Source organism: Flavitalea sp., assembly GCF_035489435.1.
In the GTDB taxonomy this organism is placed as follows: domain Bacteria; phylum Bacteroidota; class Bacteroidia; order Chitinophagales; family Chitinophagaceae; genus DATHKG01.
On record NZ_DATHKG010000089.1, the window covers coordinates 19,382 to 32,867 of the forward strand.

Sequence of the window (13,486 nt, forward strand, 5' to 3'; positions counted from 1 at the left end):
TATTGAACTCGGGGAGCGAAAATTTAATATTATAGATTTTCCTCAATCCCTCCATCGTTTTGCTCAACTCACTACAGGAGCGCTTTTCTAAGGGAAATAATCGTCTTAATCTTGCAAACGGTGCCCGATGTTTTCTAAGAAAAGTTATGGTCGGATAAGGGGACAAGCTTTCATAGTTGTCAAATAGAACACTGTTTCCCTTGCGATCAAAAAACAACCTTCCAGGATCACCAAAATAGGGGTCGCCTGCAACGACTTCGGGTATTATCCTGAAGGTTCCCGGAGGGTAATTTTGTACAACTGTTTAACCTTATCAAACAAACACCATGAACCAGTTTTCTAACCAATCAAGACAACTTGCTTTACAACTGATAAAGCTCGTTTACGCCGATACCTGGGAAAGATTGAGTAACTCATCCCGGGAACCAGATGAAATGGTCAGGGCCATGAATTCATGCCACCCCGAAGGGTATACCCATTCCGATCCGGTAATAAAAAAATTACAGCATCAAAGAATCGATGGCGGGCATAAGCTTGCATCCTAATCTAATGCTTCTGGTCGAAGGATTCGTTCATCGAATAGCCGGTTTATGCAATGATTCGTTCATCCAATTACCCGTTCATCGAATCATCTGAACATCGAATCATCTGAATATCGAATCAAATTTGATCGAATCTGAACATCGAATTGTATTTGATTGAATCGTCTTTAATGGAATCAGCTTTCATCGAATGTTCTTTGATCGAATCGTCTTTAATGGAATCAGCCTTCTTCGAATGGTCTTTGATCGAATTATCTTTGATCGAATCAGTAGCTCATCGAATCCTGGGTTTATCGAAGGTCCGATCTTCGAATGATCCTTTTCTCCAGGTATTTTTCATCCAATGATTCATCTTCCCGATTAGCGCCATAAATATTCAGATAACACAACACCAGATTCAATAGCAACTATTGCAGAAGCTCCTACACAAGTAGAGGCTTTTCCGTTTGATTACACCTGCATGAATAATGTATGATGCAGTTGGATACCAGTACGGGCATACCCGTACATGTATGCCCACACTTTCACAATTGCATTTACACAATCGCATTTTCACAATCGCATTGGTAAAATTGTAATTGTAAAATCTCAATAATAAAAACTCAATAGTAAAATTGTAATAGTAAATCTCAATTGTAAAATCGTAATAGTAAATCGTAATAGCAAAATCTCAATTGTAAAATCGTAATAGTAAATCGTAATAGTAAAACCTCAATAGAAAAATCGTACTTGTAAATCGTACCTGCGCAATTACATGTGCACAATCAAATGTGCAAAACCGCAATGGCAAAATCGCGATCCCCAATCGCCTTTGCACAATCGATTGCACGCTTACTTCCAGATGTTTTGAAAAAAAATTTCGTTAAATTACCGTATACCTGTATCTGTCCTTTATCTTTACCCCACCAAATCGATAGACTAAACGGTTGGCTCTGACATCATCGCAGCAATTTCTGCCGGATTGTTATAGCTGGTCATTTCTTAATTCTTAAATGTACAACCAAATGCCTGCTGCCTTCCGGAAGAAGCTGCCGATTACGCTGCTTTTCCTCACACTGCTGCTACAAGCAACCGCTCATGTCACAAACCTCGCAACGCCAATTACCGGCAAAGTCACCGACAACAAAGGAGCTCCCATAGCAGGAGTCACCGTTTCAGAAAAAGGAAGAGTTACTTCGACAAGTACAGACGACTCCGGCAACTTTACCATCAACGTGAAAGACTCATCTGCAGTGCTGATCTTCAGTTATGTAGGGTATGAAAGTACTGAGTTACCGGTAAGGGGTCAGGTAAACCTTATAGTCACCCTTAACCAGGCAAACACCAATCTCGGGGAAGTTGTGGTGGTAGGTTATGGTACGCAAAAGCGAACCAGCCTTACCAGCGCAGTCTCAGATATTAAAGGAGCCGAACTCACCCGCCGGCCAGTGTCCAATGCCCAACAGGCATTGCAGGGCCTCGCACCCGGTGTTACCGTACTAGATAACGGTGGTGCCCCCGGCCGGTCCAGTGCAACAGTGCGCGTACGCGGTATCACTACCATCGGCGCCAATGACCCACTCGTAATCATTGATGGTATCGAACAAAGACTAACCGATGTGAATCCCGAGGATATCGAAACCATGTCTATCCTAAAAGACGCATCTTCAACCGCCATCTACGGTTCACGTGCAGCCAATGGCGTTCTGCTCATAACAACAAAAAGAGCAAAAGCAGGCAAAGTAGCGGTGGATTACAACGGTTATTATGCCATCCAGAACGCTATCAACAAACCGGAAATGATGGACCTCGAATCATATATGCGCTTGCAGGTCGCTGCCTACACAAACGTGGGTGCAACAGTACCGGCAAGGTTCTCTGAACAATCCATCCAGACCTATATCACCACAACCGACCGTGAAAAATACCCGATGCACAATGTCTGGTTCGATGAGATCCTTAAGCCAGCTCCTCAACACAGTCACACCCTTGCTGTAAGCGGTGGTGGTGAAAATTTTCGCGGCAGAATGAGCGTGAGATACATGGACCAGGAAGGGATTGCGCCCGGCTTCGATGCAGGTATCCGCGAATTCCGCGTGAACACCGATTACAACGTTACAAAAACAATCAAGGTTAGTGCTGATGCTAACTATCGTTACAACAATTCAACTGTACCGATAGCAGACGTTTTCAATACAATGCTCCACGGCTCACTCTGGGCTGTACCGAAATACGCGGACGGCACCTATGGATTAAGTCAACAAGGTAATAATCCCCTGATGTTTGCAGAAAAATCCGGCTCTTCCACAATAGTAACAGACAACCTGATCGGTAATCTTAAAGGTGAATGGGGAATTGTAAAAGGATTGAAACTTTCATCACAGTTCGGAGCGCGGATTATCAGTGCAAGACAAAAGAGTTTTACGAACGCATATACAAACACAGACAAAAACACAAACATCTCCCGGACCGTTGCGATTAACAGTTTAACCGAAGCACGTCAGTATATCCGCGAATTTACCTGGAACAACCTACTCACCTATGAAAACAATTTCGGAAAACATGATGTGAAAGGATTGCTTGGGTATTCTGAAATCGATAATATTTCTGATACATTATCAGCCTACCGCGAGCGATTCTACAATAATGATATACAGTCTCTCAGCCAGGGCGCTAACGATGGTACACGTAATAACAGTGGCAACCAGGCAGCATTTGGTTTGAGATCATTTTTCGGTCGTGTCAACTATGCTTATGATGACAAATATTTGTTTGAAGCCAGTGCACGATACGATGGATCCTCAAGATTCACCGGTGAAAATCAATACAGCTTTTTCCCTTCGTTTTCTGCAGGATGGAGACTATCACAGGAAAAATTCTGGGCCGGTATCAGTGATATCGTTAATGAATTCAAAATCCGCGGCTCATGGGGTAAAACCGGTAATCAAACAGTTGGACTATACAGTTATTTCGAATCACTGAGTCAAACCTCATACACGTTTGGTGGCCTTCCTGTAAATGGTTATCGTCCCGTGAATCTTGCAAATAAAGACATCACCTGGGAAACAACCATTCAAACAGATTTTGGCTTTGATGCACAGTTTTTGAATGGCCGCCTCACCGCTTCCTTCGACTATTATGACAAACAAACAGAAGGTATTCTCCTTAATTTACCAATACCTGCTGTGATCGGATTAATAGCTCCTCCTCAAAATGCCGGGATTGTTGAAAATAAGGGTATCGAATTACAGGCAGGATACCGCAGCGAAAGGCAGGCAAAGATCCGATATGATATCTCAGCTAATTTTTCAATCAATGAAAACAATGTGTTAAACCTTGCAGGTACCGGTCCTTATATCAGCGGTAGCGATATCGATCCGAGATTTATTATTGCCGAAGGGCTACCTATAAACACTCAATGGGGTTATAAAACAGCAGGGCTATTCCAGACCGAAGAAGAGATACAGAAATATCCAACGCTTGCAGCCGGAACAAAACCAGGTGATGTAAAATATGTTGATCTGAATTCCGATGGTATCATCAATGCTGCAGACATGACAAACATCGGTTACTCGTTTCCAAAATACACCTTTGGTACCAATATAACAGTCGGATACAAAAACTTCGATCTGAACCTGTTTTTCCAGGGCGCCGCGGAAGTAAATACAAGGATCTCAGGGGCATTGGCTGAACAAGGTAACTATGAAGGTTTCACCCACACCATCATCACCAACAATTACTGGACACCCGAAAACCGCAATGCAAGATTTCCAAGGCCAACCAAGCTGAGTCTGACAAATACTGCTACAGCTGATCGCCTCGTGGTTGACGGAAGCTATATCCGGTTGAAAAATATACAACTGGTTTATACATTACCGGCGGCTCTTACAAAAAGATGGTCGATGAACCGTGCCAGTGTTTATGTTTCGGGTACTAACCTTTTGACCATTTCAGAACTGAATGAATGGAACCTTGATCCGGAAACGCCATCCGGCCGTGCGAATTATTACCCGCAAACATCTTTGATAACTTTTGGTGTGAATGTTCAGTTTTAATTTTTAACCTGATTTATATGATTAACAAGATAAATAAACTCAATACTTCAATATTCATTGCTGCAGCTGTGTTATTTTCTTCCTGCGAGAAGGATCTGCTTAACACGTTGCCGAATGACCGGCTTTCATCAGAACTCTTCTGGAAAAGCGAAGCCGATGCCCGTCTTGCGGCCAATGCTGTATATCCATTTCTTGATGGTACGACCATTTTTGTGCGTGATGGCATAACCGATATCGGTCATAAAAATATCCTTTTCGATCCGGAGGCCTTTATTGAAAACGGCACCTACGATGCATTGAATTCTAGAATATTTAATGAATGGAGCGATGCCTATGCCGGTATCTCTGCGGCAAATTATTTTATTGCAAATGTCGATAAGGTGCAGGGTAGTTCTGCTACTGTGATCAACCAGTTAAAAGGCGAAGTCAAATCTTTGCGCGCATACCAATATATAAAGCTGGTTGGCTTATATGGTGATGTGCCATTGGTAACAACGCCATTGACAATTGACGAAGGCAAAAAAGTTAGTCGTTCAACTGCGGACCAGGTCTGGGATTTTATAGATGCAGAGCTTACTGAAGCTGCGGGATATCTGCCAGTAACTTATGCCGCTGCTGACAAAGGCAGGATCACAAAAGGAGCCGCGCTAGCATTAAAAGCCAGGGCAAATTTATTCCGGGGAAGATATCAACAGGCCGCTGATGCCGCAAAACAGGTGATGGATCTGAATGTATATACAATCTACCCGCAGTATTCAAGACTGTTTAGTTATGCGGCTGAAAACAATACAGAGATAATCCTGGACAAACAATTTGTAAAGGACACTTACGCTAACAATGTGTTTCAGTTTTTAGCGCCATACAGTCAGAAAACCGGTAGCACTGCTTATGTGCCAACAAAAATATTGGTTGATGCTTATCCAATGACAAATGGCCTTGCCATTACTGATCCGGGTTCAGGTTTCAATCCGAATACGCCATATGTAAATCGTGATCCGCGTTTGAAGGCAAGTATCTATTTGCCGGGTGATGTTCTTCCTGATGGTAAAACATATAATTCAGTGCCCACCAGCGGAACGCCGGATGCCGTGGGGAATACCTATCTCGCAAGCGGAACGGGTTTTGGATTGAAGAAATACATCAACAACGAAGACTATGCGAACCCTTCAAACTCCGGCGTCAACATTATCCTTGTCCGTTATCCGGAAGTGTTACTCACCTATGCTGAAGCAAAAACTGAATTGAACCAGATTGACCAAACGGTTTTGAGTGCTGTTAACCTGATCAGGCAGCGGGGCGATGTAAATCTGCCACCACTGACCGGAGCCTATACCCAGGCTGCGCTTCGTGATATTATCAGGAAAGAAAGAACGATCGAGCTGGCATTTGAAGGTCTCCGTTTGTTTGATATCCGCAGGTGGAAAATTGCCGAAAACGTGATGACCGGTCCTGTTTATGGAATGACTTATTTAGAAGGTGGGCAACTAAAAACAATCCAGGTGCAGGCTTATCAGCGGGTTTTTGATAAGAACCGCCACTACTTATGGCCGGTGCCGCAGAAGGAGAGGGAATTGAATACGAATCTTACGCAAAACCAAGGATGGTGAGGAAAGTTATGAGTTATGAGTTATGAGTTATGAGTGAAGTGGTGAGTGGTGAGTGGTGAGTTGGGAATTATGAATGTGATATTTGGGACGCATAACTCCTTTGCATGATAATTGTTTTTTTAAAATGGTTTCTGTTAAAAAATAATGGATACTTCTAGTGCTGGTTGGAGAAATGTATAATTAAAAATGAAATGAATAGACGACCTGATATGAAAAAACCGCTGGTTCTTATTGTAATGATAGTTTGTGGATTGAACTGTGTGCGTGGCTTTGCTCAACCGAAATTAATGGCTCAGACAAAATCAACAGCTCGGGCGGAATCAACGGCTCAGACAAAGTCAACGGCGGAATCAACGGCTCAGACAAAGTCAACGGCTAAGGTGAAATCTGTTGCAAGTGCTAATGCACAAAAGCCAAATGTGATTTTTATTTATGCGGATGATTTGGGTTATGGCGAGCTAGGTTGTTATGGGCAGACGAAAATCAAGACTCCGAATCTTGATCGGATGGCGAGGGAAGGCATGCGTTTTACACAAAGCTATACAAGCACGCCTGTGTGTGCACCGGCACGTTGTATGTTAATGACAGGGAGACATGGAGGCAAATCTTATATAAGGGGCAATTATGAACTCGGTGGATTCAGGGATGAAGAAGAAGGTGGGCAGATGCCCTTGCCTGCAGGTACTTTTACTGTTGCACAAATGTTCAAAAATGCCGGTTATGTAACGGGGGCCATTGGTAAATGGGGACTGGGTATGCAAAACAATTCCGGCAATCCGAACAAACACGGCTTTGATTATTTCTATGGCTATCTCGATCAGAAACAAGCCCATAATTTTTATCCCACGCATCTCTGGGAAAATGGTAAACAAGACAAACTGAATAATCCGTTCATCGCGGTTCATACAAAGCTGGATATAAATGAAAATGATCCTGCGGCTTTTGATAAGTTTAAAGGCAAAGAATATTCATTGGATAAGATGGTTGAAAAAACGATGAAGTTTATTAGCGAAAACAAGCAAAAGCCATTTTTTTTATACCTGCCTTATACCGGGCCTCATGTTTCTTTACAGGCACCTGATGAAGCAGTAAAAGAATATGCAGACAAATTTGACGACACGCCATATCGTGGACAAAAGGGATATGCATCAACGTTATATCCCCGTGCAACCTATGCTGCCATGATCACCTATATGGATAAGCAGATTGGTAAGATTCTCGATACCATCAAAAAACTTGGTTTGGATGACAATACGATCATCATGTTTTCGAGTGATAACGGGGCGACCTTTGACGTTGGTGGCGTGGAGACAGAATTCTTTAACAGTGTAGGCGGTTTGAGAGGCAGAAAACAAGAGCTGTATGAAGGTGGAATTCGAATACCGTTTATCGCAAGATGGCCGGGTAAGATTGCAACAAACAAAACAAGCGACTTTGTAACCGTGCAATACGATTTTATGGCTACCATGTGTGAGCTTACGGGCTCAAAGACCCCGGAAACTGATGGGATTTCATTTCTTCCGACCTTGCTTGGACAAAATGATCGCCAGCGGCAACGTGAGTTTCTGTATTTTGAGTTCCCGGAACGCACCGGGCAGGTCGCAATCAGGATAGGTGATATGAAAGGAGTAAAATCCAATCTCAAGAAAAACCCGAACGCTCCCTGGGAAATCTATGATATCAAAAACGACAGAAATGAAACGAAAGATCTCAGTTCGTCTCACCCGGAGCTGATAAAAAAATTTGACACCATTTTACAAAAAGAACATCAGAACTCGCATATTCGTGAATGGGAATTCATCAATCCAAAATTCAAAACTGCGCAGGAATTGAAGCTGAACTAGGTTAGTTTTCTGAGGTTAAGTAAAACTATAGCATTTTAATGTCGAAAGTTTGATCGTTAGAAGGTGAAGATTGATTGTTAGAAAGTAAATTTTGATCGTCGAACAAGTTGAGTTTACTCACTATCTATATCACTACAGCATATGAGAAATATTTTCCTGATTTTATTGTTAATCATTAGCACAAAGCCAACATTCTGCCAGTCGAAACCCAACATCATCCTTGTTCTTACCGATGACATGGGTTATGCCGATCTTACCTGTTTTGGAAACCCGCTCATCAAAACACCTTTTCTCGACAAAATGGCGATGAAGGGTTTGAAGGCGACGAACTATGTAGTAACGACACCGGTCTGCACACCATCGCGCGCGTCATTGCTCACCGGCCGATATCCAACAAGGATGAATCTGCCTAATGCAATTGGTCCCGGTGCAAAAAACGGTATGCCTGTTGCAGAAGTTACTATCGCCGAAATGTTGAAGCCCTCCGGTTATAAAACCTATATGATTGGTAAATGGCATCTTGGTGATATGGACAGCAGTCTGCCGGTTTCACAAGGTTTCGATTCTTATTATGGCCTGCTTTACAGTCATGATTATCGCAGGCCCTATGTGGCCACTGATTCAACATTGAAAATATTCAGAAACAAAACAATTGCTATTTTAAAACCAGCAGATTCAGTACTCACACGCCTGTATACGGATGAGGCAGTGAAGATTATCAATCAACAAAAAAAGTCTCAACCTTTCTTTTTATATCTCGCGCACAACCTGCCGCATTTGCCGGTTGGGTCAGCGGTTACCAAAAACAGGAGCAAACATTCTGAAGGTGGTGAGTATGGAGATGTTATAGAGGACCTTGATGCTGGTTTGGCTGCAATCTGGGCTGCGGTAGAAAAGCAGGGCCTGGCCGACAATACCATCTTTATTTTCTCCAGTGATAACGGCCCCTGGAACAACATGCCGCCAAGAATGGAGTCGGATAGTTTTTCCACAAAATATCATACAGGGTTCGCTGGTATCTTTCGCGGGTCAAAAGCAGAAACCTATGAAGGCGGGGTTCGTGTGCCGTTTATAGCGTACTGGAAAAATAAGACCCTGGCCAATGAAGTGATTACTGCACCGTTTTCTAACCTGGATATCTTGCCTACTCTTGCTGAATGGACCGGCGCTAAACTTCCGGCCGGACGCCATCTGGATGGCGAATCGGTATCGAAATTATTAACACAGAAAAATGCACCACGAAATCATAAGCCGATTTATTACCAGTTAAATGGCACCCACGAAGTAGTGAAGGACAAGGAGTGGAAACTGCGTCGCACAAAACAAGGCACCGAGCTTTTTAACCTGTCCTGGGATCCGGCAGAGCGTGTGAACCTTACTGCGAAGTATCCGGAAATCACAACCCGTCTGAATAAGTTGCTTGATTTGTATCCCTCAGGTGAGTCTGTTAAATGAAATTGAAGTGGATAGAAAGTAACCTGATTTCAGGTATCCATAGCTGTTGTCGGTATAAAGGCCTTTTTTGTTTTTAGCAGTTGTGCATGACTGTTATTGTGCAAAGGATCTCCTTTTTCAGCTGGGTAGCACGTGGATATTTTAAATTGATAGATAGCTAATTTTCATTTATATTTATTATGAATCCGTTGTCAGATCGGCCTGCTTGAATAGGGGCATATCGCCGGTGGAAAATATAAAACCTTCTACTTAGTCTTGCGAGCCATAGCAAAAAAATATCTTCGAATCGATTGAAGTAATCCGGTCAGCTAATCCGAATATTGAGCCAACGACATTGTGAATTGAGGCTTAGTCGGGATTTAACTGATCTTTCCCGAACTCATTAATCCGTTTTTAGAAAACTATCAGCCATAAATACATATGTCAAAGATTGTCTATTAAGATAGAGCTAGTGTTGGATCTGATTATTAGTATCACCTGGTTAATACATCACAAACATTTCAAAAATAGCAACCAATGATACAATCAAAAACAATCGTTTTTCTAACGGGTGCATTTGTTAGTCATGCCTGTTGGGACAACTGGAAAGGTTTCTTTTCCAATGAAGGTTATAAAGTTACAGCACCGCCCTGGCTTGGAAAAGACAGCGATGCAGCAACACTTCGGAAACGGCATCCTGATAAGGCGCTGGCAGCGGTGACGCTCCCCGCTTTAATCAGCCATTTTACAAGTCTCATTCAAAATTTACCAGAGAAGCCGATACTGATTGGGCACTCGTTTGGCGGGCAAATGGCTCAGGTTTTGCTAAACAAAGGACTGGCTGAGGCCGCGGTTGCTATGCATGCTGCGCCTCCCCAGGGTATATTGCCTTATGAATTTGCGTTCCTGAAATCAAATACACAGGCACTTGGTTACTTTACAGACATCAACAAAACATATCTGCGTTCATTTCCAAGCTGGCAGTATGCATTTACAAATGGAATGTCGCTCGAAAGACAAAAAGAAACTTATAACGAGCTGGCCATTCCTGAATCAAAAAGAGCGGTAAGAGGCGGTCTCACCAGTGCAGCACATGTTGATTTCAAGAAAGAACATGGTCCTTTATTGATGCTTGCCGGAAGCCAGGATCAATGCATACCAGCGCATCTCTGCAAAAGGGTTTATAATAGTTATAAAAGCAAGAATTCAGTAACCGAATATGTGGTGAAGGATCGTAATCATTTTGTACTGGGTCTTCCCACCTGGAAAGAAGACGCTGGTTTCATTCTTGACTGGCTTCGCAAACACTGACAAGAGAATTATGAGTTATGAATTATGAAAGGAGTTATGAATGAAGAGTGTTATTCCTTTCATAATTCATAACTCATAATTCATTTTTTTCTTAAATTTGTGTTGCATAAAATATCTATATATGGAAAAAGATATCAGAGATACCAATCCCGTAAACGGAAGTTTCTACGAGCAGGTGCTTGATCTTTACAATAACAAGCAACAGGCCGGAGTGTTGTATGAAGACAGTGGGGTAACAAGAGCAAATGGTCTGATCACAGCGATGTATGAGAAGGACGGATTTCAATGGATGCGACTGAATGAGGACCTTGATATACGGATAGATAAATTGTACGCAGTTAATGGCAGGTTTGCTTCGGATTATTCGGAGTGTTGAGCAATATGAAGAGAAAAATTGTGAGCTAACGATGCTGAAACGACCAATGCTGTAGCAATGTCGTTGAGCACAAACATTGATCTGAATCCTGATCGAAGATGCTGATAAAAAAACAGTGAGCAAAGCCGGCAAGTCTATTAAGTATTTTAGTTATGAGTGATGAGTGATGAGTTCAGTGGTGAGTTTTGAATGGTGAGTTGAATGTCTCTTCTTTCATAATTCATAACTCATAATTCATAATTCTCTTAATAATATTTCTGATTTTTGAATAATATTGAAGATACAGTTGATCAGTTAATGCTTCCGTATAAGGCTGTGCTAGACCGTGATTATGAAAAGTACCGGAACCATGTTTGCCGGGTGGTTGGAAATTGCATGTTACTCGACAAGAACCCGGCACATTTCATGAAATATGCCATTGCAGGTGTATTCCACGACATTGGCATCTGGACAAATAACACAATTGATTATCTCGCTCCTTCGATCGTAGTTGCCCGAAAATACCTCGTCCAGGAAAATTTACAGGAGATGGCTGAAGAGATTGAACTGATGATTTATTGGCATCACAAAACTACTTCTTACAAAGGAGACTTTCAGGATACAGTAAATAACTTTCGAAAAGCAGATTGGATTGATGTTTCACTTGGGGTGTTGGCTTTTGGAGCCGACCGTAATACAGCTGGTGCCTATCGCAAACAATTTCCCAACAGCGGTTTTCATCTGTTCCTTCTTCGTAAAATATTCAAAAACCTGGTACGGCATCCGTTGAACCCTCTGCCGATGTTTAAGCATTAGGTTAAGAGAATTATGAATTATGAGTTATGAATTATGAAACAAACTCAGCACTCATAACACTCACCACTCCACTCATAACTCATAATTCATAACTCATAATTCTCTTAAAGGGGCCTGTTCAACGCTTTAGCCGCTGATCTCAAAATCTTCGTTTCTGCCCATTACTACTAATCACTTCAATCGATACTACATCTGCTGCTACTGGCATGAAGCGCGTTGACTGCGAAAGGAAAGATGAGCCATAATAAAATTCATGTCGCTGTTTCTTTCCGTTTTTATAGATTAATTCTGCGACCACATCATTTGGTAAAATAGCAATTGTTTTAGATGACTGCTTCAATTCATACAATTTCAATGGACCACGATTTTGCGCAGCAGCTACAAGATATTTTCCATTTTTGTTTCTCAGTTTTACCAGCGCTTTGCCATTGCCTGGAATATAAACCCCGCTTTGTAACATAGATTGAGGCTCAAAGTTTCCTTTGCCATCTCCTTTCAACACAAGTCCATTCAATGCGTCATAACGACCAACAGAAACATCAGTACCAAAATCATTTGTATTAATCATCAGGTCAAGATTTCCATCGCCATCAAAGTCATCGGCTATCATTCCATTCAAAGCAGATAACTGCGCAACACCGGGCAAGGGGATGAGGGTAAATTTGTTCCCACCATCATTGCGATAAAAGACAGAGTTGAAATTATTTGCTTTTAATTTCAAGACCCCAGTCAGTTGTTCTGCACTAAAAAACTGGTCCATGCTTGTGTGTGCATAGGATTTATAGTTGCGGAACTTTGATCTCATCCCGGTCATCTGACCAATCACATCATCTCTCAAAGAAGCAGGATATTCTTTTTTCGTCAGTGTGTCCTGGCTTGTTGGCAGATATAAAGAAAGAAATGCATCATAGCTTCCATTATTATCGAAGTCTTTCGAATAGATTGAAACAGAATGCCCGGCATCTGCCTTGAAATAGCTGTTATTGCCGAGATTTCCTAACACATAGTCAATATCGCCATCATTGTCGAAGTCACCTCCTGTGATAGAGTTCCACCATCCTACCTGGGAAGATAATGTTTGGGCAACACCATTATTTTCCGGACTGCCGGTCGTGTTATTGATCGTGTTATCGACCGTGTCGGTTTTGCCTTTAAGTCGCGGATTGATATTTTTAAAAGCACCTTTGTCATTTTTTAAAAAGGTAACGGGCATCCATTCCCCGGCTAAGACCAGGTCAGCCCAGCCATCATTATCATAGTCGGTGAACAATGCATCACAAACAAGGCCTATACCTGATAATCCCGGAGCGACCTGCGCTGTTAGATCGGTAAACTTTACCTGGCCCGCCTGGCCTGTTTTCGTATCATTCCGGTAAATAAAGCTAGATACAGGCTTTGGGTAGTTCCACGGCTCCACACGGCCCGCAACAAATAAATCAAGATCGCCATCCTTATCAAAATCAATCGCGCGCACGCATGATTTGCTGGTCAGGTTTCGGGGCAAAGCCATTGGATCGGACCTGAAGCTGCCCTTCCCATCATT

Annotated in this window: 9 protein-coding genes; 8 read left to right on the forward strand and 1 reads right to left on the reverse strand. The window is 42.4% G+C overall.

The window, feature by feature from the left end:
* Positions 1 to 326: 326 nt before the first annotated feature.
* The 8 genes from VK664_RS13490 to VK664_RS13525 all read left to right on the forward strand — a co-directional run bounded on the left by VK664_RS13490 (position 327) and on the right by VK664_RS13525 (position 11,943).
* The gene (locus VK664_RS13490; RefSeq protein ID WP_461399197.1) at positions 327 to 545 is read left to right on the forward strand and encodes a hypothetical protein; all 219 of its coding nucleotides are present in this window, start codon (positions 327 to 329) and stop codon (positions 543 to 545) included.
* A gap of 1,001 nt (positions 546 to 1,546) precedes the next feature.
* On the forward strand, positions 1,547 to 4,576 hold the full coding sequence (locus tag VK664_RS13495; protein WP_461399198.1) for a SusC/RagA family TonB-linked outer membrane protein: 3,030 nt from the start codon (positions 1,547 to 1,549) through the stop codon (positions 4,574 to 4,576).
* Positions 4,577 to 4,593: 17 nt separating this feature from the next.
* A complete protein-coding gene (locus tag VK664_RS13500) occupies positions 4,594 to 6,183 on the forward strand; it encodes a RagB/SusD family nutrient uptake outer membrane protein (RefSeq protein WP_461399199.1) in 1,590 nt (529 codons plus the stop codon).
* Between the two features lie 191 nt (positions 6,184 to 6,374).
* A complete protein-coding gene (locus tag VK664_RS13505) occupies positions 6,375 to 8,027 on the forward strand; it encodes an arylsulfatase (protein WP_461399200.1) in 1,653 nt (550 codons plus the stop codon).
* A gap of 141 nt (positions 8,028 to 8,168) precedes the next feature.
* Complete coding sequence (locus tag VK664_RS13510; protein WP_461399201.1) at positions 8,169 to 9,482, forward strand: sulfatase-like hydrolase/transferase; 1,314 nt, start codon at positions 8,169 to 8,171, stop codon at positions 9,480 to 9,482.
* Between the two features lie 516 nt (positions 9,483 to 9,998).
* Complete coding sequence (locus tag VK664_RS13515) at positions 9,999 to 10,772, forward strand: alpha/beta hydrolase (protein WP_461399202.1); 774 nt, start codon at positions 9,999 to 10,001, stop codon at positions 10,770 to 10,772.
* Positions 10,773 to 10,893: 121 nt separating this feature from the next.
* Positions 10,894 to 11,148, forward strand: coding sequence for a hypothetical protein (locus tag VK664_RS13520; RefSeq protein ID WP_461399203.1), 255 nt, complete (start codon positions 10,894 to 10,896; stop codon positions 11,146 to 11,148).
* A gap of 264 nt (positions 11,149 to 11,412) precedes the next feature.
* On the forward strand, positions 11,413 to 11,943 hold the full coding sequence (locus VK664_RS13525; protein ID WP_461399204.1) for a hypothetical protein: 531 nt from the start codon (positions 11,413 to 11,415) through the stop codon (positions 11,941 to 11,943).
* A gap of 139 nt (positions 11,944 to 12,082) precedes the next feature.
* On the opposite strand, the gene VK664_RS13530 is transcribed toward VK664_RS13525, so the two are convergent.
* On the reverse strand, positions 12,083 to 13,486 hold a 1,404-nt coding region (locus VK664_RS13530; RefSeq protein WP_461399205.1), incomplete at its 5' end, for an FG-GAP repeat domain-containing protein.